Source organism: Streptomyces sp. NPDC018610, assembly GCF_044391765.1.
Classification (GTDB): domain Bacteria; phylum Actinomycetota; class Actinomycetes; order Streptomycetales; family Streptomycetaceae; genus Streptomyces.
The window spans coordinates 123,943-145,226 of record NZ_JBISAL010000011.1 but is presented as its reverse complement, the minus strand read 5'-3'; the positions used below and the strand labels follow the sequence as shown (position 1 = coordinate 145,226).

Genomic DNA, 21,284 nt, shown 5'->3' with positions numbered 1-21,284 from the left:
TCGCCATGGGAGCCCCCAGTCCCCCGCCGCCGAAACGGTCCGCCGAGCTGCTCAGGCGGTTCGCCGAGGAGGCCCGCTGCGAGCGGCCCGACCTGTCGGCGCTGTGCCTGCTGGTCGGGGCGGCGGCCGACGGGACGCTGGACGAGGCCGGTCTCGACGAGGCGCAGATGGAGCTGGACCGGCTGGCGGGGCAGCTGCCGTACCGGCCGGGCGGGCCGCTCGCCTGGGCGCGGGCCCTGTGCGAGCTGCTCGGCGAGCGGTACGGGTTCCGCGGCTCGGCGGCCGACTACCAGCGGCTGGACTCCTCGCTGCTGCACGAGGTGCTGCGCCGGCGGCGCGGGCTGCCCATCCTGCTGTCGGTGGTGTGGATGGAGGTCGCGCGGCGGGCCGGGGCGCCGGTGTACGGGGTCGCGCTGCCCGGGCACTTCGTCGTCGGCTTCGGCGCGGCGCACGAGCAGGTGCTCGCCGATCCGTTCGACGGGGGCAGGGTGCTGACCGGGGCGGACGCCGAACTGCTGGTCGCCGGGGCGACGGGGGCGCCACTGCGCTCCTCGATGCTGGAGCCGGCCGAGACGCTGGACGTCGTGCTGCGGATCCTGAACAACATCCGGGCGTGGGCGGCCGTACGGCCCGAGCGGTCGGACGTGGCGCTGTGGGCGGTGGAACTGTCCCTGGTCCTGCCCTCCCACCCGGCCCGACTGCGCTACGAACGGGCCCAGCTGCTGGTGCAGCGCGGTGACTTCATGGGCGGGGCGCTGGAGCTGGAGGCGTACGCGGACCTGGTGTCCGCGGTCGACGAGCCGGCCGCGGAACGGGTCCGCGGCCAGGCCCAGGCGGCCCGGGCCCTGCTGAACTGAGGACCGCCGAGAGCGTCGGGCGGCGGCTGAGCGCCCCTACAGCCAGCCCTTCTCCCGGGCTATGCGGACCGCCTCCGCCCGGTTGCGGACCGCGAGCTTCTGGATCGCCGTGGAGAGGTAGTTGCGGACGGTGCCCTGGGAGAGGTGGAGGGCGGCGGCGAGTTCGGCGTTGGTGGAGCCGTCGGCGGCGGCCCGCAGGACCTCGCGCTCGCGGTCGGTGAGGGGGTTCGCCCCCTCGGCGAGGGCCGCGGCGGCGAGCGTGGGGTCGATGACCCGTTCGCCGCCCAGCACCTTGCGCACCGCCGCGGCGAGCTGGGCGGCGGGGGCGTCCTTGACCAGGAACGCGTCGGCGCCCGCCTCCATGGCGCTGCGCAGGTAGCCGGGGCGGCCGAAGGTGGTCAGGACGACCAGCTTGACCGCCGGCAGCTCCCTGTGGAGCCGGGCGGCGGCCTCGATCCCGGTGCAGCCCGGCATCTCGATGTCGAGCAGCGCCACGTCGACGCCGTGGGCGTGCGCCGCCGCCACGACCTCGTCACCGCGCGCCACCTGTGCGACGACCTCGATGTCGTCCTCGAGGCCGAGCAGGGCGGCAAGGGCCTCGCGGACCATCGACTGGTCCTCCGCGAGGAGAACCTTGATCGTTTCGCTCATGCCCGGGATCCTACGTCCCCGCCCGCGGCCAGCGGCACCCGTGCGACCAGCCGGAAACCGCGCTTGACGCGCCCCGCCTCCAGCGTGCCGCCGACCTCCTCCAGACGTTCGGAAAGGCCGGTCAGACCGTTGCCTGGGCCCTTGGCCGGGCCGCCCGCGCCGTTGTCCTCGACGGACAGCTCGCACAGCGGGCCGTCCAGGGTCTGGCGGCGGACCAGGGACACCGCGCAGCGCGTCGCGCCGCTGTGCCGCACCACGTTGGTGACCGCCTCGCGCAGCGCCCAGGCGAGCACGGACTCGCTCTCCCGCGGGAGGCCGTCGAGATCGGGTTCGCCGGGCAGTTCGGCGACCACCCCCGCCGCGCCGAGCGCGACCTGGGCGCCCGCCAGCTCGTCGGGCAGGCGGGGGCGCCGGTAGCCGGTGACGGCCTCGCGGACGTCGACGAGCGCCTGCCGGCTGACCTGCTCGATGTCGGCGACCTGCCGGGCCGCCTTCTCCGGGTCGCCGGGGAGCATCCGCCCGGCCAGTTCGCTCTTCAGCGTGATCAGCGACAGCGAGTGGCCGAGCAGGTCGTGCAGGTCGCGGGCGAGCCGCAGGCGCTCCTCGTTGGCGGCGAGCCGGGCGACCGTGGCCCGGGCCAGGCGCAGCTCGATGGTGGTGCGGATCAGCTGCCGTACGCCGGTCATCGAGAAGCCGATCAGCGCCACCAGCAGGGCGACGCCCCAGGGCTGGGTGTCGGTCGCGGTCAGCGCCACGGCCAGCATCACGAGCGTGGTGAGCGGGATGGTCCAGTAGGCGCCCCGCGGCTGGAAGACGCTGCCGCAGGAGACGGAGACGTAGACGAACAGGCCGAGCCAGGCGCCGCCGAAGGCGACGGTCAGGGCGACGGCGAGCGCGCCGAGGACGCCGACCAGACCGGCGACGACCCGGTCGGGGAGGGGGTCTCCCATGTTCCGGAAGAGCAGCACCAGGTAGATGCCGGTGAAGACGGTCAGGCCCGCCCAGCCGACGGCGGTCACCGCGGCGCCGCGGCCGCCGACGACCAGGTCGTGCACGGGCGAGCTGAGGAAGACCAGCCAGGGCACGATCCACACCAGCTTGCGCAGCGCGTCGGGCCTGGTCAGCGGTGGCTCGCCGATCCGGATCAGCCGCGCCTCACGGGCCTTGTCGGACACCGGGTCCTCCGTCATGACACTCACGCCTTCAGCGTGTCCTTCCGGTACAGCCAGGCCGCGCCGCCCGCGAACAGGACGAAGTAGACGGCGAGGACGGCGACGTCCTGGGCGCTCGGGGACTGGCTCTGCTCGATCGCCCGTCCCAGAGCAGCGTACGCGTGGGTGGGCAGCCACTTGGCGATGTCCTGGAGCCACTGCGGGAAGGTGGTGGAGGGCATCCACAGGCCGCCGAGGATCGACAGGCCGAAGTAGATGATCATGGTGATGGGGCGGACCGCGTCGCCGCTGGCGAGGTAGCCGATGGCGACGCCGAGCGCGGCGAAGACCAGGCTGCCGGCCCAGATGACGCCGGTCAGGGCGAGCCACTGCCAGGCGTCCAGCCGTACGTGCTTGATCGCGCCGGCGACGGCGAAGACGACGACGATGGACGGCAGGCTGACCACGGCGGCGCCGGCGGTCTTGGCGAGGACGTAGCCGCGGCCGGGCAGGCTGGTCAGCCGCAGCTGGCGCACCCAGCCGCTCTCGCGCTCCTTGGCGATGCGCTCGCTGTTGCCCATGAGGACGGCGGTCAGGGCGCCGAAGGAGGCCATCGACACCATCAGGTAGGTGGCCACGGTGAGGCCGGTGCCGTCGACCTGTTCGTCGGAGCCTGAGCTGCTGGAGAAGATCAGGAACAGAATCGAGGGGTAGAGCACCGAGAAGAACAGGAACTTGCGGTTGCGCAGGGCGCGGGCGAGTTCGAGCTTGATGAGGCTGGTCATGACTGCTTGGCCTCCTCGGCCTCGGTGATGGCGACGAACGCCTGCTCGAGACCGAGCCCGGCGACTTCGAGATTGCGGGGGTAGACGCCGAGCCCGTACAGGGCGTGGACGGTCGCGTCGGCGTCGGCGGACTGGATGCGGACGGTCTGGCCGCTGACGTCCAGGGAGGTGAGGAAGGGCAGGCCACGCAGGGCGGTCTCGTCGACGGCTCCCTCCAGGTCGAAGCGGACGCTGCGGGCGCCGGCCTTCGCCTTGATCTCGGCGGCGGTGCCGTCGGCCAGCAGCCGGCCCCGGTGGAGCACCAGCACCCGGTCGGCGATGGCGTCGGCCTCCTCCAGGTAATGGGTGGCGAACAGCACGGTGCGGCCCTGGTCGGCCTGTTCGCGCATGGTGGCCCAGAAGGCCTGGCGGGCGGAGACGTCCATGCCGGTGGTCGGCTCGTCCAAGACGATCAGGTCGCTGTCGCCGGCGGTGGCTAGGGCGAAGCGGACGCGCTGGGCCTGGCCGCCGGAGAGCTTGTTGACCTTGCGGTCGGCGATCTGCGAGACGCCGGCGCGGGCCATCACGTCGGTGGCCTTGAACCGCTTGGGGTGCAGATCGCAGGCGAGGCGCACCAGTTCGGCGACGGTGACCTCCTCCATCAGTCCGCCGCTCTGCAGCATCGCGCCGACGTGCCCGGCGACGATCGCCTCGCGGGGGCCGGTGCCGAAGACGGAGACGGTGCCGCTGTCGGCGTGCTTCAAGCCGAGCAGCAGGTCGAGGGTGGTCGACTTGCCGGCGCCGTTCGGGCCGAGGAGGGCCACGGTCTCGCCCGGGTGCAGGGTGAGGGACAGGCCGTCCACGGCCCGTACGGTTCCGTAGCTCTTGGTCACCTGGTCGAACGTCACCACCGCGGTCGCGGTGGCGGTCTCCGCTGTCGTTGTCATGTCCCCCATACTCGCCGCGCGGCGAGGGCGGGCGGCAGTGTCGGCGGTCCTGACCGCCGGATGACAGATGTCATACGCACGGCATGACGGCGGAGGCCGTACGGACGGCAGGACGGCGGGCGTCGTACGGGCCGCGGGGCGGCGGGAGGACGCGGTGAGGGGGCGCCCGGTGTGCATCGGGCGCCCCCTCACCGTCGAGCCGCTAGCTGGGGTTCGTGTCGATGACGCCGACGCGGTTGGTCGAGCTCATCAGGGCCGGGCGCAGGGCGCTGATCACGTCCTGGACCGTGACCGGCGTCTTCTGGCCGGTGCCCCGGGTGATCAGGACGCCGTCGAAGGCCTTGCCGTACAGGCCCTTGAGCTTCGCCTCGTCGTAGGAGTCGACCAGCTTGCCGTTGACGGCCTTGACCTGGAGGAACTTCCACAGCGAGTTCTGGGGGCTGAGCACCACCACGTGCCCCGGGCCCGCCGTGACCGACACGCTGGCCGACATCGCCGGCTGGGCGAACTTCTTCATCATCCGGTCGACCTCGGCGTTGGAGACCGTCGGCGGCCGGCTGGTGGTGGCCACCGGCACCGGCGCCGGGTTGCCCGTCTCCACCTGGGTGCGGTACGCCTCCTCGACCGCGCGGGCCGAACGGGCGGCGTCGATGCCCTTGCCCGTCCTGCCGTACACGGCGACGGCCTTGCCGGGTTCGAACTTGATGGTGCCGTCGTTCGAGCCGGCGCCGCCCGCGGCGGTCGCCAGGGCGACCTGGAGCTTCTCCTCGTCGACGGGCATCTGCGGCTCGACCACCCGGTGGTTGCCGAACAGGGAGCCGATCACCGAGACGGGGTTGTAGTCGCTGGTGGCCGCGGCGCTGGCCGTGGCCTGGGTGTCGAACTGGAGCCCGGCCTGGTCCGGCTTGAGGGTGACGGTCCTGCCGTCGACCGCCAGCTTCAGCGGCTGGTCCACCCGCTTGCCGAAGACGTCGTCGAGCTTCTTGACCGCGTCGTCGCGGGTGCCGCCGCCGATGTCGACGCCGAGCACGGTGGTGCCCTTGGGCACGTCGGAGTGGTTCATCAGCAGCCCGGCGCCGTAGGCGACGCCGGCGACGATGACCAGGCCGCCGCAGAGCAGCACCAGCTTGCTGCGGCCCTTCTTCTTGGCGGCCTTGGCGGGCTTGCCCTTGGCCGGCTTGGCGGGCGCGGCGTTCGGCTGGGGCAGCTCGGACAGCTTCGGGAACGCCGGCGAGGGCGATCCGTCGCCGCCCGCGCCGGACCGGAACGGCGAGTCGGCGCCGGGTGCGACGACCGGCATGCCGCTGGTGACGGTCTGGCCCGAGACGTTGTCCGGCCGTCCCGTGTAGCCGGGGGTGCCCGGTTCGGGGGCGGGCTTCTGCGGGGTGAGGATCGCGGTGTCGTCGCTCAGGCCGCCGCCGGGGCGCGCGGTGTGCGCTCCGGGGGCGGGAGCGCCGCCCGGTCCGGCCGCGGTCGCGGGTCCGCCCGCGGCCGGTCCGCCCGTGGGGGACGCGAACAGCGCGGCGTCGCCGGTCACCGGGCCGCCGGTCGGGCCGACGGGACCGCGCTGACCGCCGGGGCCGCCCGGACCGCCGGGGCCGCTGGGGGCGCCCGCGCCGCTGGCGCCGCCGGGGTTGCCGCCCCGGCCGGCGCCCTGGCCGTCGTGACCGCCCTGGCCGGTCTGGCCGTTGCCGCCGTTGTCCGTGAAGTACGGGAGGTCGTCGCGGCGGGGCTCGCCGCTGCCGGGGCGGGAGCCGCCGGCGAGCGGGCCCGCGGCCAGCGCCTCGGTCACGTCGAAGGAGCCGGTGCCGCCGCCGTGGCCGGGGGCGACGGGGCCACCGGTCGCGCCGGGCAGTCCCGCGCCGTTGGTGGAGCCGTTCCGGGAGGCGCCGCCGGGCATGCTCATGGAGCCGACCACGCCGCCGGGGCGTGAGCCGGACGCCGGACGGCTGCCGCCGGACGCGCCCGGCGCGGACGAACCGGCGCCGGAAGCGCCCGGCGCGGGGGCTCCCGCGCCGCCGGGCGCGCCGAAGCCCGTCCCGGACCCGCTCCCGGCCGCGCCCGAACCGCCGGGCAGCCCGGCGCCGTTGCCGGCGGTGCCGCCCTGGCCGCCCTTGGGGGCCTGGGACTTGCGGGGGGCGAACCAGTCGCTGGTCGGCTTCTCCTCGGCCGGTGCGGCGACTTCGGCGGCGGGCGTCTCGGCGCCGCCGCCGGGGGCCGGGGCGTCGCCCGGCGCCGGCAGATCGCCGCGGGGGCCGTCGCCGGCGGTGGTCCGGGCGTCACCGGAGCCCTTGGAGCCGCGCGAACCCTTGGCCCCGCCCGCTCCGTTGGACCGGCCGGTCCCGGCCGGTCCCGCGCCGGCGGCGCTCTCGCCCTCGGTCTGGCCCTCGCCCTCGGCGACGGTCTTGCGCACGACCACGGGCGGGATCGGCCGGGATCCGGGGATGTTGATCCGGATCCGGGTCGTCAGCGTGGTCTCGGTCTTGCGTTCCTCCGGCTGCGTGGCCGAACGGCCCGCGTCCGCGCCGTCGTCGGACACCGCCGGCATGCCGTACGGCGGCGTCCCCGAGGGGTAGGCGGCTCCGCCGCGCCCGTTGGGCCCGGAGGACGGAGTGTCAGTTTCACGACTCAAGGCAGGTTCTCCCGGTTGGCTCCGCCGCCCGTCACGACCTCACTCTGCGGGCAGCTCGGCGGCGCGCACCACCATACTGTCCGCCTCCCGCGCCTATCCCAGGACCGCTGGGGAAAACCACACCGGACCCGCACGGGGGCGACAGGAAGAAGTGGTACGTCAATCACCAAGTCGGACGTCACGACCGTCCCGGTTACCGCCCGCGCCCCACGGTGGCGCAGATCACAGCGACGGCCATGCCCCCGAGCAGGAAGACGTACGAGCCGCCGCCCGCCGCGAACAGGAAGTCGCCCTCCGGGCGGCTGGCGGTGAGCAGCATGACGGCGATCAGCCAGCCGGCCGCTCCCGCGACGGCCCCGCCCCGGCTGCGGGCGGCCCGCGCCCCGCCGAGGAAGAGCCCGGCGGAACCCGCCAGGGCGAGCAGCAGTCCGCCCGGGAACCACGCGGCCTGCAGCAGCGCCCCGGCGACGCCGACGAGGGCGCCGAGCACGAACAGGCCCAGGTAGGCGGCGATCCGCCCGCCGGAGGGCGGCTTGAGGGGCTGTGCGAGCAGGGGGCCCTGCGCCCGCTCGCGTCCGGCGGGGCTCATGACGCCTCCTCGATGCCGGCGAACAGATCGGCGCGGTGCGCGTCCCCGGTGTGTCCGTCCCCGCGCGCCGACTCGTAGTACTCCGTGGTGAACAGGGGCTGTGCGAGCTCGTTGGAGAGCGCGAAGCAGGGCTCGGCCACCTCGATCTGGGTGGCGTGCGCGCGCATCGCGGCGGCCTTGGCGGCGGCCTGGGCGGCGGTGCCCTCGATCCGGGCGGTGATCCGCTCCTCGTCGACGACTCCGGGCACGTCGTCGACGGCGGCCGACTTGTCGAAGGGCAGGCCGGGCAGGGCGTCCTGGAGCCGCGCGAAGGCCTCCTCGGCGACAGGCCGCGGCATCCGGTTCCAGTACACCCGCTCGATCCGCCAGGGCTCGCCGAGGTCGGGCCGTACGGCCGGATCGGCGGCGAGGTCGACGGCGCGCATGGCGACGCGGTGGGCCTGGATGTGGTCGGGGTGACCGTAGCCGCCGTTGTCGTCGTAGGTGACGAGGACCTGCGGACGCACCTCGCGGATCACGGCGACGAGGTGTCCGGCGGCCTCGTCGAGGTCGGCCTGCCAGAAGCAGTCCGGGTCCTCGTTGTCCGCGAGCCCCATCATCCCGGAGTCCCGGTACCGCCCGGCGCCGCCGAGCAGCCGGAAGTCCGTGACGCCCAGCTCCCGCATCGCGGCGGCCAGTTCCCGCCGCCGGTGGGCGCCGAGCGCCGGCCCGGTCAGATGCCCCAGCTCGGCGGGGATGACCTCCCCCCGCTCCCCCAGGGTGCAGGTCACCAGGGTCACCAGCGCGCCCTCGGCCGCGTAGCGGGCCATGGTCACGCCGTTGTTGATCGACTCGTCGTCCGGGTGCGCGTGCACCAGGAGCAGACGCCGAGCAGGCAGTTCCGTCATGCCCCCACCCTACGAGGAGCGGACCCGCCGCCCGCCCCCGCTCCCGCGGACCACCCGTACGGGACCGATCCAGTGGGAGGGAGTGTGCGGCGCGCGGCCGAAGGCGGTGGTCATGCTGCTCGCTCCTCGTCTGTGCCCAGGGGCCAGGATCGTCACGTTCATGCTAGGCGGCCTCCAGGTCATCGGTTCGGCAGTCGCGGCAGTGGCCGGGGTGTGGCGCGCGGAAGGCGCGGTCGCAGCGGTCGCAGGTCTGGAGGGGGTGCCGCACGGGCGGTGGGGCGGCCGGGGCGCGGAACGGGGGCGGGGGCGGCAGCTGGGCGGTGAGGCGGTGGGCCAGCAGGGCCGCCGGGCGGCGCAGGCCCTCGGGCGGCAGGTCCGCCGTCAGCGCCCGGCGTACCCCCGCCGTACCGACCTCCCGCTCCAGCCAGGCCGCCACGGTGGCGGTCCGAAGGTCCCGGGGCCCGGCCGGGGCGCGGCGAGGCGCTTGCCACGGCAACGGCACCACCACGGCACCGGTACTGGGACCGCACCGGCACCGGCTGGCACGATCGCATCACCGAGCCCCCCGCATGCGGCCCCTCGCCCCGGGCCCGTCTCGATCGGAGTTCCATGCGCACCCGCCCCGCCCGCACCTCGGCCCTGCTCCTGTCCGCGACGGCCATGACGGCCGTGACGGCGCTGACGGCCTTGACGTCAGGTTGCGCGCGCCCGGAGGAAGGGCGTCCGGAGCCCTCCGCGGATGCGGCGCGGTGGCAGGGGAAGGCGGACCAGGAGGACGCGATGACGAGCGCCGAGCACGCCCTGAACGCCGTGGAGCCCGAGAGCGCGGTGCGCGTCGACGAGGGCATGGAGACGACCCTCGCGCGGGCGCTGGAGCGGACGTTCCCGACGAAGGGCGGCCGTCCCCACGCCTTCGTCGTCGTCTGCCGCAGCCCCGCCGCCGGCCGCTCGGTCACGTTGACGCTCGAACGGGGCGAGGAGGGGAGCGACTACGAGGTGACGTGCGGCGACCGCGAGGCGGACCGGTTCGAGGTCCCCGCCGGCTCCCCCTTCACCGTCCGTGTCGTCCCCGACCGGCGGGACGCCGACGTCATGGTCCTGTGGCGCGTGGAGACCGTCGGCTCCGACGACGTGTCCGACTGCGGCGACGACATCGAGGGCTGCGAGGCCTGAGCCCCCCGGCCGCCGGTTCCCGGCCCCTTCACCCTCCGATCACCCACAGGCACCCCGCGAGCACCGCGGGCGCCGGGCAGGCCAGCGCGCCCAGGAGGAGTGCGCGGGCGTCCGGTGCCATGCGGCGGACGGCCGGGACTAAGGCGAGGCCGGTCAGCGCGCCCGCGCCGCCGGCCACGAGGAGGAGACACCACAGGAGGAAGCCGCCGACCTGGGCGCCGTCCGCCGCGGCCCACAGGCTCGCCATGCCGACCAGGAACGCCAGCCAGACGAGCGAGACCAGGGCGATGCCCCACAGCACCGCGGCCAGGACCACGACGGCCGGCCGCGGGGCGGGACGCACCGGCACGTAGGGGCCGTACAGCCGTGCGTAGGTCATGGGGCCCACCGTGGCGTCCTTCCGTAGTTCCCGTCGGAAGGATCCTGACCGCGCGACCACCGCTCCGGCATGGGCGCCGGTACTCACCCCGTCCAGGGACCGGTACTCAACCCGTCCCGGACTCGGGGCTCACCTCAACGCGGGTTCACGGCCTAGAACTTGATGCTGCCGATCATCCCCGCGATGTTCGTCGTCAGGTCGCTGATCGTGGGAGCGATCGTCGAGGAGGCCAGGTAGAAGCCGAGCAGCATGCACACGATCGCATGCCCGGCCTTCAGCCCGGACTTCTTGATCAGCAGGAAGACGATGATCGCCAGCAGCACCACCGCCGAAATCGAGAGTGCCACGGCGGCTCACCTCCAAAGATCCCAGGACGCGGGGGGTGTCGGGGGTCGAACTATGGGGGCAGATGGATCCACACAACAGGCACGGCCTACACCACGGTCATACCCACTATGCGCAACTGATCATAACTATCCGCACGCGCGCACCAGCCAGCGCACAGTCGTACAAGGGGGCGCATGGCCAATATGGTCGGGGGATGACGACCGAGCCCGACTCCTTCCCCCGCCGGCACGCGCGCACCCTGCGTTTCACGCTCGGCGCGCCGCGCGCGTTCACGGTGGCCCCCGACGCGTCCCGCGTGGTGTTCCTGCGCTCCGACTCCGGTACGGACCGGGCCAATTCGCTGTGGGTCCTCGATCTGGCCGACCTCCGAGAACACCTGGCCGCCGATCCGCGGGCCCTGCTCGGCGGCGCCTCGGAGGACCTGCCGCCCGAGGAGCGGGCACGCCGGGAGCGCACCCGTGAGGGCGGCGCCGGCATCGTGGGCTACGCCACCGACGCGGCCGTCGAGTTGGCGTCTTTCGCCTTGTCGGGGCGGCTTTTCACCGCCGGGTTGCGGACCGCGACCACGCGTGAACTGCCCGTCGCCGGGCCGGTGATCGACCCCCGCCCGTCCCCCGACGGCCGTCACGTCGCCTACGTCCGCGGCGGCGCCCTGCGCGTGGTGGGCGCCGAGGGGGACGGCGACCGGGCGCTGGCGCAGCCGGAGTCGGAGTCGGTGACGTACGGGCTCGCCGAGTTCGTCGCGGCCGAGGAGATGGACCGCTCACGGGGCTTCTGGTGGGCGCCCGGGTCGGACCGGCTGCTCGTGGCACGGGTGGACGACTCGCCGGTGCGACGCTGGTGGATCTCCGATCCCGCGCGGCCGGACCAGGCGCCCCACCAGGTCCGCTACCCGGCCGCGGGCACCGCGAACGCGGACGTGCGGCTGTTCGTGATCGGCCTGGACGGGACCCGGACGGAGGTGGTCTGGGACCGGTCCCGTTACCCGTATCTGGCGCGTGTGCACTGGTCAGCGGCGGGTGCGCCGCTGCTGCTGGTGCAGGCGCGCGACCAGCGCGGCCAGCTCTACCTGGCCGTGGACCCGGGTACCGGCCAGACCCGCATGGTGCACGCCGACGAAGATCCAAGTTGGCTTGATCTTTTCCCCGGCGCGCCCTGCTGGAGCCCGTCCGGGCAGCTGGTGCGGATCGTGGACGAAGGAGGCGCCCGGGTCCTCGCGGTCGGCGAACGGCCGCTCACCGGAGCCCAGTTGCACGTCCGGGCGGTCCTCGACGTCTCCGCCGACGACGTGCTGGTCTCCGCCTCCGCCGGGGCGGAGGCCGCCGCCGCGGAGACCGGCGAGGTGCACGTCTACCGCGTCAACGAGCTCGGGGTGGAGCGCGTGAGCGAGGAGGCCGGCGTGCACTCGGCCGTGCGCGCCGGAGGTGTCACGGTGCTGGTCTCCGCCGCCCTGGACCGGCCGGGCGCCCGGGTCCGGGTGCTGCGGGACGGCAAGCGGGTGGCGACCGTCGCCTCCCGCGCCCAGGACCCGGGACTGACCCCGCGGGTGACCCTCACCCAAGGGGGCGCACGCAAAATCCCGTGCGCCGTGCTTATGCCTACGGACTACCCCCGTGACACGGGCAACGGGGCCGAACGGCCCTTGCCGGTCCTCCTCGACCCGTACGGTGGCCCGCACGGCGCGCGCGTGGTCGCCGCGCACAACGCGCACCTCACCTCCCAGTGGTTCGCCGACCAGGGCTTCGCGGTGGTCGTCGCCGACGGCCGCGGCACCCCGGGCCGCTCCCCCGCCTGGGAGAAGGCCGTCCACCACGACTTCACGGTCACCCTCGACGACCAGATCGACGCCCTGCGCGACCTGGCCGAGCGCTACCCGCTCGACCTCGACCGGGTCGCCGTCCGCGGGTGGTCCTACGGCGGTTACCTCTCCGCGCTGGCCGTGCTGCGCCGCCCGGACGTCTTCCGTGCGGGCATCGCCGGCGCCCCGGTCGCCGACTGGCGCCTCTACGACACCCACTACACCGAGCGGTACCTGGGCGACCCGGCCGCGGACCCGGCGGCGTACGCGAGGAGTTCGCTGGTCACCGACGACGGCCTGGCGGAGGCGGCCGCACCGCACCGGCCGCTGATGATCGTGCACGGCCTCGCCGACGACAACGTGGTGGTCGCCCACGCCCTGAGGCTGTCCTCCGCGCTGCTCGCCGCGGGCCGGCCGCACGAGGTGCTGCCGCTGTCCGGAGTCACCCACATGACGCCGCAGGAACAGGTCGCGGAGAACCTGCTGCTGCTCCAGGTGGACTTCCTCAAGCGCTCCCTGGGCCTGGGCTGAGGGGCCGTCGGGCGCTTCCCGGCGGGGCCGTCGGGCGCTTCCCGGCGGGACGTTCGCGGTTCCCGCCGGACCCGCGTGCCGACGGGCCGGGGCGGCATGGCGCGCCCCGGCCCGTCCACGGCACCCGCACGGCCGTACGTTCCTGAGCCTGCCGCGTCCGTATATCGGTGCCGCTTCGGCGAGGTTGCCCGCGTGTTAACGCTCCGCCTGCCGCTCCGCGGCGAAGAGGCAGGCCGAGTCGTGGGCCGCCGGGCCGCCCGCGTGACGGAACTCCGCGGGCACCGCCAGCGCCGGCACCTCCAGGGCGCAGCGTTCGCGGGCCTTGAAGCAGCGAGTGCGGAAGCGGCACCCGGAGGGGATGGCGGCCGGGGACGGCACGTCGCCCGAAAGGATGATGCGGTCGCGGTGCTCGCGGGCGTCCGGGTCGGGCACCGGGACGGCGGACAGCAGCGCCTGGGTGTAGGGGTGCGTCGGGTGGTCGTAGATCTGCGCGTCGGTGCCGGTCTCGACGATCCGGCCGAGGTACATGACCGCCACCCGGTCGGAGATGTGCCGCACGATCGACAGGTCGTGCGCGATGAAGACGTACGACAGCTCGAACTCCCGCTGGAGCCGCTCCATCAGGTTGATGACCTGGGCCTGGACCGACACGTCCAGCGCGGAGACCGGCTCGTCGGCGACGATGACCTCCGGGCGCAGCGCGAGGCCGCGGGCGATGCCGATGCGCTGGCGCTGACCGCCGGAGAACTGGTGCGGGTAGCGGTTGACGTACTCCGGGTCGAGGCCGACGACGTCCAGCAGTTCCCGCACCCGGCGGCGGCGGTCGCCCTTCGGGGCCACCTCGGGGTGGATGTCGAAGGGCTCGCCGATGATGTCGCCCACCGTCATGCGCGGGTTCAGCGAGGTGTACGGGTCCTGGAACACCATCTGGATGTTGCGGCGCACGGCCTTGAGCGCCCGTCCGGACAGTCTGGTGACGTCCTCGCCGCGGTAGCGGATGGCGCCGGCCGTCGGCCGTTCCAGGTGGCACAGCAGCTTGGCGACCGTGGACTTGCCGCAGCCGGACTCGCCGACGACGCCGAGGGTCTCGCCCCGGCCGAGGGCGAGGTCGACCCCGTCCACCGCCCGGACGGCGCCGACCTGCTTCCTGAACAGGACGCCCCGGGTGAGCGGATAGTGCTTGACGAGCCCGGTGACCTCCAGGACGGGCTCGGCCGGCTCAGCCATCCAGGCACTCCCTCCAGAAGTGGCAGGCGCTCCCCCGGTCCCCGGAGACCTCGTACAGCGGCGGCACGTCGGTGCGGCACACGTCGCGGGCCATCGGGCAGCGCGGGTGGAAGGCGCAGCCGGGCGGGATCCGTGTGAGGCCGGGCGGCAGGCCCTTGATCGCGTACAGCTCGCGGCCCTTGCGGTCCAGGCGCGGAATGGAGTCCAGCAGGCCCTTGGTGTACGGGTGCGCGGGGTGCTTGTAGATGTCGTGGACGGGCGCGGACTCCACGATCCGTCCCGCGTACATGACCGCGATCCTGTCGGCGACGTCGGCGACGACGCCGAGGTCGTGGGTGATGAGCACGAGCCCCATGTCGTACTCGCGCTGGAGCTCCGCGAGCAGGTCCATGACCTGCGCCTGCACCGTCACGTCGAGGGCCGTGGTCGGCTCGTCGGCGATGATCAGGTCCGGTCCCAGGGCCAGCGCCATGGCGATCATGATGCGCTGGCGCATGCCGCCGGAGAACTGGTGCGGGTAGTCGCCCACACGCTGGGCCGCGGCCGGGATGCGCACCCGGTCCATCAGCCGCACCGCCTCGGCCCGCGCCTTGCCCCGGGACATGCCGCGGTGCACGGTGAACATCTCGCCGAGCTGGTCGCCGACGGTCAGCACCGGATTGAGGGCCGACAGCGCGTCCTGGAAGATCATGGCCATCCCGGCGCCCCGGACCCGCCGGCGCTCCTCCTCCTTGAGCGTGAGCAGTTCCTCGTCGCGGAAGCGGATCTCGCCGGCGGTGATCCGGCCGGGCGGCGCGTCGAGGATGCCCATGACCGCCTGCGCGGTGACGGACTTGCCGGATCCCGACTCGCCGAGCACGGCGAGCGTCTCGCCCGCGTCCACGCCGTAGGTGACCCCGTTGACTGCGTGGGCGACACCGTCGCGGGTGCGGAACTCCACGTGCAGGTCGCGGACTTCGAGGAGCACGGCGCGCTCACCTCAGCTTCGGGTCGAGGGCGTCGCGCACCGCGTCGCCGAGCATGATGAAGGCCAGCACGGTGATCGCGAGGGCGCCGGCCGGCCACAGCAGCGCGTGCGGGGCGTTGCGGACGTAGGGCGAGGCGGCGGAGATCTCGATGCCCCAGGACACGCTCGGCGGTTTCAGTCCGACGCCGAGGTAGGACAGGGTCGCCTCCAGGGAGATGTACGTGCCGAGCGCGATGGTGGCGACGACGATCACGGGGGCGACGGCGTTGGGCGCGATGTGGCGCAGCAGGATGCGCGTGTTCGAGGCGCCCAGGGCGCGGGCGGCCTGGACGTAGTCGTGCTGTTTGGCGGTGATGACCGAGCCGCGGGCGATGCGGTAGATCTGCGGCCAGCCCAGCAGCACGATGAACCCGACGACCGGCCAGACGGTGTTGCTGGTGACCACCGAGAGCAGGACCAGTCCGCCGAGGACGACCGGGATGGCGAAGAAGACGTCGGTGATCCGGGACAGCACCGCGTCCCAGCCGCCGCCGAAGAACCCGGCGAGGGCGCCGAGGACGGATCCGAGGACCGCGACGCCGAGGGTGGCGCAGACGCCGACGGTGACGGAGGCGCGGGCGCCGTGGACGGTGCGGGTGTAGACGTCGCAGCCCTGGCCGTCGAAGCCGAAGGGGTGGCCGGGGCTCGGCCCGTCCTGAGCCCTTGCCAGGTCGCACGCGAGGGGGTTGCCGGGGGCGATCAGGGAGGGCCAGATCGCGATGAGGACCAGGAAGCAGATGACCAGCGCGGAGAGGAGGAAGACGGGGTTGCGGCGCAGGTCGCGCCAGGCGTCCGACCACAGGGAGCGGGGCCGGTCCTCGGGTCCGGCGCCGTCCGGCCGGTCGGGTTCCCGTTCCAGGGTGGCGGCCTCGCTCGCGGCGAGGTCCATTCCGCCTCCCATGCCGGTGCCCGCGACGGCGCGTTCGCTCTCGTGGGGCTCCTGCTGGTCAGGCATAGCGGATCCTCGGGTCGAGTACGGCGTACAGCAGGTCCACGAGCAGGTTGGCGACCAGGAAGACCAGGACGAGGACGGTGACGAAGCCGACGACGGTCTGGGTGTTCTGGCGCAGGATGCCCTGGTAGAGCTGGTAGCCGACGCCGTGGATGTTGAAGATGCGCTCGGTGACGATGGCGCCGCCCATGAGCGCGCCGATGTCGGTGCCGATGAAGGTGACCACGGGGATGAGCGAGTTGCGCAGCAGGTGCCGGACGACGACGCGGCGGCGGGGCAGCCCCTTGGCGACGGCGGTGCGGACGTAGTCGGCGCGGCGGTTCTCGGCGATGGAGGTGCGGGTGAGCCGGGTGACGTAGGCGAGGGAGACGGAGGCGAGGACGAGGCCGGGCAGGATCAGTTCGTCGAGCGGCGCCTCGGGGGAGACCGAGGGCCTGACCCAGCCCCACTTCACGCCGAGCAGCAGTTGCAGCAGCAGGCCGGTGACGAAGGTGGGCACGGAGATGACGACGAGGGTGCCGAGCAGGACGGCGGTGTCGACGGGCCGTCCGCGGCGCAGTCCGGTGACGACGCCGAGGGTGATGCCGATGACGATCTCGAAGACGATCGCGACGAGGGTGAGCCGGATGGTGACGGGGAAGGCGGTGGCCATCAGCTCGGTGACCGGCTGGCCGTTGAAGGCGGTGCCGAAGTCGCCGGTGAAGACGTTGCCCATGTAGGTCGCGTACTGCTGCCACACGGGCTTGTCGAGGCCGAACTCCCTTTTCAGCTGCGCGGCGGTGGCGGAGTCGCAGGCGCGTTCGCCGCACAGTCCGGCGACGGGGTCGCCCATCACGTTGACCATCAAAAAGATCAGCAGGGTGGCCCCGACGAACACCGGGATCATCTGCAGGAGCCGTCTGACGAGGTAGCGTCCCATGGCCGGTCAGCCCACCTCGATCTCGTCGTAGACGGGGACGCTGAACGGGTTGAGCGCCACGTGGTGCAGCCGGTCGGAGTAGCCGGCGCTGCCGTTCTGGTACCAGAGCGGGACGGCGGCCATGTTGTCCCGGACCACTCCCTCGGCCTGCTGGAACAGACGGATCGCCGTCTTGCGGTCGGTCTCCGCGTTGGCCCGGTCGACGAGCTGGTCGAACCGCTTGTTCGACCACTTGCCGTCGTTGGAGGAGGCGTCGGTGTAGTACAGCGGCTGGAGGAAGTTCTGGATGAGCGGGTAGTCCATCTGCCAGCCGGCCCGGAACGGCCCGGGCATCCTGTGCCGGGAGATCTGGCCGCGGAAGTCGGCGAAGGTGCCGACCGGGTTGCCGACGCACGCCCGGTCGTCGCCGAGGGCGTTGTTGATGGAGTTGCACACGGCGTCCACCCACTCCTTGTGCGACCCGGTGTCCGCGTTGTACGTGATCCGCACCTGTCCGCCGGGCAGTCCGCCGCCCTCCTGGATCAGCTTCTTGGCCTCGGCGGGCCGGTACTCGCAGGCGGTGCCGCACAGGCCGGCCTGGTAGCCGCCGGCGGTGCCGAGCACGGGCGAGGTCCAGTCGGTGGCGGGAGTACGGGTGTCGCGGAAGAGGGTTTTGGTGATCTGGGCGCGGTCGATCGCCATCGACAGTCCGGTGCGGACCTTGCGGGCGCCGTCGGTGTTCCACGCCTTGTCGTAGTACGGGAAGGCCAGGGTCTGGAGGATGCCGGCCGGGGTGTTGATGTAGCGGCCGTCCAGGTCGGAGGCGACGTTCTTGAGCTGGCCCGCGGGGATGTCGTCGGCCAGGTCGAGGTTGCCGGCCAGCACGTCGGTGTAGGCGGTGTTGCTGTCGGTGTAGACCATGAGCGTGACGCCGGCGTTGCGCGCCTTGTCGGGGCCGGGGTAGCCGTCCCACTTCCTCAGGTACATCTGGGCGCCCTTGGTGTAGGACTCCACCGTGTAGGGGCCGTTGCCGACCGGCTTGTCCAGCCAGGCCTCGTGGTGGGTGAAGAACGCCCGGGGCAGCGGGGCGAAGGCGGCGTAGCCGAGGGTGTCGGGGAAGGTGGAGAACTTCTGGCCGAGGGTGACGGTGAAGGTCCGCGGGCCGGTGACCTTCAGGCCGGAGAGGGTGTCGGCGGTCTGCTTCCCGCTGTCGGGGTGGACCTTGTCGTAGCCCTCGATGTAGCCGAAGAAGTACGCGTTCTTCTGGTTGTTCCTCAGGCTCGCGCCGTAGTTCCAGGCGTCGACGAAGGAGCGGGCGGTGACGGGTTCGCCGTTGCTGAACCTCCAGCCGCCCTTGACGGTGATCGTGTAGGTGCGCGAGTCGGTGGTGTCGATGCGCTCGGCGAGCATGTTCTCGGCGCGGCCGGTGCGCGGGTCGTACCGCTTGAGCCCGCGGAAGATCATGTCGAGCACCTTGCCGCCCTGCACCTCGTTGGTGTTGGACGGCTCCAGCGGGTTCTGCGGGTCGCCCCAGGAGGAGCTGAGGACGCCCGCTCCGGCGGCGCCCGCGCCGCTCGTGCAGGCGGCGAGCGGCAGCACGGCGGCCACCAGCGCGCCCAGGGCCCACCGCACGCGCGTACGGCCACGCATGGGCGCCTCCTCGGTGCGGTGACAGACCTGTCCTCATATCAACAGACAAGTCGCATGTCGCACGCGTGCCGCACCGTGCCCGGCCGCCGCTTGCGCCGTACGGCGCAGCGGCCGCTCAGCCGCCTTCGGCCGCCGTCCCGTCGTGGCGTTCGGCGGCCACCAGCTCGACCTCGAAGCCGTCGGCGTCGGTGAGGTAGCCCGCGTAGTGCGCCGGTCCTCCGGCGTGCGGGTAGCGGTCGGCGAAGAGGGGCGACCAGCCGTGCGCGGGCGCCTCGCGCATCAGCGCGTCGACGTCGGCCCGGCCGCCCGCGTGGAAGGCCAGGTGGTTCAGGCCCGGCCGCGTCCGGTCGTGGCCGCCGCCGCGCATCGCCGGGGACTGTTCGAGCACGACGTAGACGGAGCCGTGCCGCCAGCTGCGGCCGTGCTCCCACTCCTGGTACGGCAGGCAGCCCAGGCGGCCGAGCAGCCATCCCCAGGAGCGGACCGCCCGGGGCAGGTCGGGGACCCAGAGTTCGACGTGGTGCAGCATCCGCCCGCCCTTCTCGCGACCGCCCAGAAACGCCGGTTCCCGGCGCCTTCGTGAAGACGCCGGGACCGGAACGGGGAACCGGAAAGCTCACGCCGCGCCGACGACGTCCTTCTCCTCGGCGAAGTGGCAGGCCGACTCGTGGGCCGCCGGGGTGTCCGAGCCCTGGAAGCGCTCGGGCACCGCGAGGAGGGGGATCTCCTTGGCGCACTTGTCCTGGGCCTTCCAGCAGCGGGTGCGGAAGCGGCAGCCCGAGGGCGGGTTGGCCGGGGAGGGCACGTCGCCGGTGAGGATGATCCGCTCGCGGTGCTCGCGGGCGTCCGGGTCCGGCACCGGGACCGCCGACAGCAGCGCCTGGGTGTAGGGGTGCGTCGGGTGGTCGTAGATCTGCTGGTCCGTGCCGATCTCGGCCATCTTGCCGAGGTACATCACGCCGACCCGGTCGGAGATGTGCCGGACGATCGACAGGTCGTGCGCGATGAAGAGGTAGGACAGGTTGAACTCGTCCTGCAGCCGCTCCATCAGGTTGATGACCTGGGCCTGGACCGACACGTCCAGCGCGGAGACGGGCTCGTCGCAGATGATGATCTCGGGGTTGAGCGCGAGGCCGCGGGCGATGCCGATGCGCTGGCGCTGACCGCCGGAGAACTGGTGCGGGTAGCGGTTGATGTACTCCGGGTTGAGGCCGACGACGTCCAGCAGCTCCTGCACCTTGCGGCGCCGGTCGCCCTTCGGGGCCACCTCGGGGTGGATGTCGAAGGGCTCGCCGATGATGTCGCCCACCGTCATGCGCGGGTTCAGCGAGGTGTACGGGTCCTGGAACACCATCTGGATGTTGCGGCGCACGGCCTTCAGGGCGCGTCCGGACAGCTTGGTGATGTCCTGGCCCTTGTAGAAGATCTCGCCGGCGGTCGCCTGCTCCAGGTTCATCAGGAGCTTGGCCACCGTGGACTTGCCGCAGCCGGACTCGCCCACGATGCCCAGGGTCTCGCCCTGGTACAGGTCGAAGGAGATGCCGTCGACGGCCTTGACCGCGCCGATCTGCTTCTTGAACAGGATGCCCTGGGTGAGCGGGAAGTGCTTCACCAGGTTGCGCACCTGAAGGATCGGCTCGCCGCGCTCGGCCGGGGCGTCGATCGCCTTGACCGCCTCCGTCTCGGAGGCCGCGTCGACGGTTTTTACCTTGGAGACGTTCGGCGTGGCGTCGTCCTTGGGCTCGTCGTCCTTCGCGAGCTTCGTGGGCTCAGCCATGGATCGTCTCCTTCCAGAAGTGGCATGCGGAGTGGCGGCCGGCCAGCTCCGTGCCGTCGCGCTCGGTCACCGGCACCAGCGGCGGTACGTCGGTGCGGCAGATGTCCTGCGCCATGCCGCAGCGGGGGTTGAACGCGCAGCCCGGCGGGATCGCCTGCAGGTTGGGCGGCAGACCCTTGATCGCGTACAGCTCCTGGCCCTTGTGGTCCAGGCGCGGGATCGAGTCCAGCAGGCCCTTGGTGTAGGGGTGCGCGGGACGCTTGTACAGCTCGTGCACGGGCGCCGTCTCGACGATCCGGCCGGCGTACATGACCGCGATCTTGTCGGCCACGTCGGCGACGACGCCGAGGTCGTGGGTGATCAGGATCAGGCCCATGTTGTACTCGCGCTGGAGTTCCGCGAGCAGGTCCATGACCTGCGCCTGCACCGTCACGTCGAGGGCCGTGGTCGGCTCGTCGGCGATGATCAGGTCCGGCTCCAGGGCCAGCGCCATGGCGATCATGATGCGCTGGCGCATGCCGCCGGAGAACTGGTGCGGGTAGTCGCCCACACGCTGGGCCGCGGCCGGGATGCGCACCCGGTCCATCAGCTCGATCGCCTTGGCCTTGGCGTCCTTGCGGGACATGCCCTGGTGCACGCGGAACATCTCGCCGAGCTGGAAGCCCACGGAGAGCACCGGGTTGAGCGAGGACAGCGCGTCCTGGAAGATCATCGCCATCTTGGCGCCGCGCAGCTTGCGCCGCTCGCCCTCCGACAGGCGCAGGATGTCCTGGCCCTGGAAGAGGATCTCGCCCTTGGAGATGCGTCCGGGCGGGCTGTCGAGGATGCCCATGATCGCCTGCGCGGTGACGGACTTGCCGGAGCCCGACTCACCGAGCACGGCGAGCGTCTCGCCCGCGTTGACGCTGTAGTTGACGCCGTTGACCGCCTTGGTCACGGAGTCGCGGACCGCGAACTCCACGTGCAGGTCGCGGACTTCGAGGAGCGGCGCGGCCCCGTCCGCCCCGGCGTTGGTGGGTGCCGTCTCCAGGCTGGTCATGCCGTCACCTTCATCGTGCTTGGTCACT

20 protein-coding genes and 1 pseudogene are annotated in these 21,284 nt (G+C 72.9%); 3 read left to right on the top strand and 18 right to left on the bottom strand.

What is annotated here, in order from left to right:
- Positions 1 to 5: 5 nt before the first annotated feature.
- Entirely contained in the window at positions 6 to 857 is an 852-nt protein-coding gene (locus ACH5A8_RS27090) for a tetratricopeptide repeat protein (RefSeq protein ID WP_399006181.1), read from the top strand.
- Positions 858 to 893: 36 nt separating this feature from the next.
- Here ACH5A8_RS27090 and ACH5A8_RS27085 read toward each other — a convergent pair whose 3' ends face one another.
- The 8 genes and pseudogenes from ACH5A8_RS27085 to ACH5A8_RS27050 all read right to left on the bottom strand — a co-directional run.
- Positions 894 to 1,508 (bottom strand): DNA-binding response regulator, encoded by a 615-nt coding sequence (locus ACH5A8_RS27085; RefSeq protein ID WP_399006180.1) that lies wholly within the window; start codon positions 1,506 to 1,508, stop codon positions 894 to 896.
- Positions 1,505 to 2,698: a sensor histidine kinase gene (locus ACH5A8_RS27080; protein ID WP_399006578.1), complete on the bottom strand. Its 1,194-nt coding sequence runs from the start codon at positions 2,696 to 2,698 to the stop codon at positions 1,505 to 1,507. Before ACH5A8_RS27080 ends, ACH5A8_RS27085 begins: the two co-directional genes overlap by 4 nt.
- A 5-nt stretch (positions 2,699 to 2,703) precedes the next feature.
- Positions 2,704 to 3,444, bottom strand: a complete 741-nt coding sequence (locus ACH5A8_RS27075; protein ID WP_399006178.1) for an ABC transporter permease — start codon at positions 3,442 to 3,444, stop codon at positions 2,704 to 2,706.
- Positions 3,441 to 4,370 (bottom strand): ABC transporter ATP-binding protein, encoded by a 930-nt coding sequence (locus ACH5A8_RS27070; protein ID WP_396318856.1) that lies wholly within the window; start codon positions 4,368 to 4,370, stop codon positions 3,441 to 3,443. Before ACH5A8_RS27070 ends, ACH5A8_RS27075 begins: the two co-directional genes overlap by 4 nt.
- Positions 4,371 to 4,572: 202 nt before the next feature.
- The gene (locus tag ACH5A8_RS27065) at positions 4,573 to 7,002 is read right to left on the bottom strand and encodes a hypothetical protein (protein WP_399006175.1); all 2,430 of its coding nucleotides are present in this window, start codon (positions 7,000 to 7,002) and stop codon (positions 4,573 to 4,575) included.
- 193 nt (positions 7,003 to 7,195) lie between these two features.
- Entirely contained in the window at positions 7,196 to 7,591 is a 396-nt protein-coding gene (locus ACH5A8_RS27060) for a DUF6113 family protein (protein ID WP_399006173.1), read from the bottom strand.
- Entirely contained in the window at positions 7,588 to 8,478 is an 891-nt protein-coding gene (gene mshB / locus ACH5A8_RS27055; protein WP_399006172.1) for an N-acetyl-1-D-myo-inositol-2-amino-2-deoxy-alpha-D-glucopyranoside deacetylase, read from the bottom strand. The genes ACH5A8_RS27060 and mshB overlap by 4 nt, the downstream gene beginning before the upstream one ends.
- 163 nt (positions 8,479 to 8,641) lie before the next feature.
- Positions 8,642 to 8,914 (bottom strand): annotated as a pseudogene (locus tag ACH5A8_RS27050) (helix-turn-helix domain-containing protein); the annotation flags it as partial.
- Positions 8,915 to 9,258: 344 nt separating this feature from the next.
- Here ACH5A8_RS27050 and ACH5A8_RS27045 point away from each other — a divergent pair.
- Positions 9,259 to 9,651, top strand: coding sequence for a hypothetical protein (locus tag ACH5A8_RS27045; RefSeq protein ID WP_399006170.1), 393 nt, complete (start codon positions 9,259 to 9,261; stop codon positions 9,649 to 9,651).
- A gap of 28 nt (positions 9,652 to 9,679) precedes the next feature.
- Here the strand turns inward: ACH5A8_RS27045 and ACH5A8_RS27040 are convergent, their stop codons facing one another.
- Positions 9,680 to 10,030, bottom strand: a complete 351-nt coding sequence (locus ACH5A8_RS27040; RefSeq protein ID WP_399006168.1) for a hypothetical protein — start codon at positions 10,028 to 10,030, stop codon at positions 9,680 to 9,682.
- Between the two features lie 152 nt (positions 10,031 to 10,182).
- Positions 10,183 to 10,377, bottom strand: coding sequence for a hypothetical protein (locus ACH5A8_RS27035; protein WP_009190440.1), 195 nt, complete (start codon positions 10,375 to 10,377; stop codon positions 10,183 to 10,185).
- Between the two features lie 194 nt (positions 10,378 to 10,571).
- Between ACH5A8_RS27035 and ACH5A8_RS27030 the strand changes: the two genes are divergently transcribed.
- The gene (locus ACH5A8_RS27030) at positions 10,572 to 12,707 is read left to right on the top strand and encodes an alpha/beta fold hydrolase (protein WP_399006165.1); all 2,136 of its coding nucleotides are present in this window, start codon (positions 10,572 to 10,574) and stop codon (positions 12,705 to 12,707) included.
- A gap of 195 nt (positions 12,708 to 12,902) precedes the next feature.
- Here the strand turns inward: ACH5A8_RS27030 and ACH5A8_RS27025 are convergent, their stop codons facing one another.
- From ACH5A8_RS27025 to ACH5A8_RS26990, 8 genes are all read right to left on the bottom strand, one after another.
- Positions 12,903 to 13,934, bottom strand: coding sequence for an ABC transporter ATP-binding protein (locus ACH5A8_RS27025; protein WP_399006163.1), 1,032 nt, complete (start codon positions 13,932 to 13,934; stop codon positions 12,903 to 12,905).
- On the bottom strand, positions 13,927 to 14,901 hold the full coding sequence (locus ACH5A8_RS27020; RefSeq protein WP_399006161.1) for an ABC transporter ATP-binding protein: 975 nt from the start codon (positions 14,899 to 14,901) through the stop codon (positions 13,927 to 13,929). The genes ACH5A8_RS27025 and ACH5A8_RS27020 overlap by 8 nt, the downstream gene beginning before the upstream one ends.
- Positions 14,902 to 14,908: 7 nt before the next feature.
- Positions 14,909 to 15,895 (bottom strand): ABC transporter permease, encoded by a 987-nt coding sequence (locus ACH5A8_RS27015; protein WP_399006159.1) that lies wholly within the window; start codon positions 15,893 to 15,895, stop codon positions 14,909 to 14,911.
- Complete coding sequence (locus tag ACH5A8_RS27010; RefSeq protein WP_399006157.1) at positions 15,888 to 16,811, bottom strand: ABC transporter permease; 924 nt, start codon at positions 16,809 to 16,811, stop codon at positions 15,888 to 15,890. The genes ACH5A8_RS27015 and ACH5A8_RS27010 overlap by 8 nt, the downstream gene beginning before the upstream one ends.
- Before the next feature lie 6 nt (positions 16,812 to 16,817).
- The gene (locus ACH5A8_RS27005; protein WP_399006155.1) at positions 16,818 to 18,440 is read right to left on the bottom strand and encodes an ABC transporter substrate-binding protein; all 1,623 of its coding nucleotides are present in this window, start codon (positions 18,438 to 18,440) and stop codon (positions 16,818 to 16,820) included.
- A gap of 115 nt (positions 18,441 to 18,555) precedes the next feature.
- Positions 18,556 to 18,969: a VOC family protein gene (locus tag ACH5A8_RS27000; RefSeq protein WP_399006153.1), complete on the bottom strand. Its 414-nt coding sequence runs from the start codon at positions 18,967 to 18,969 to the stop codon at positions 18,556 to 18,558.
- 87 nt (positions 18,970 to 19,056) lie between these two features.
- Complete coding sequence (locus ACH5A8_RS26995) at positions 19,057 to 20,217, bottom strand: ABC transporter ATP-binding protein (protein ID WP_396318923.1); 1,161 nt, start codon at positions 20,215 to 20,217, stop codon at positions 19,057 to 19,059.
- The gene (locus ACH5A8_RS26990; protein WP_399006150.1) at positions 20,210 to 21,256 is read right to left on the bottom strand and encodes an ABC transporter ATP-binding protein; all 1,047 of its coding nucleotides are present in this window, start codon (positions 21,254 to 21,256) and stop codon (positions 20,210 to 20,212) included. The genes ACH5A8_RS26995 and ACH5A8_RS26990 overlap by 8 nt, the downstream gene beginning before the upstream one ends.
- Positions 21,257 to 21,284 lie beyond the last annotated feature (28 nt).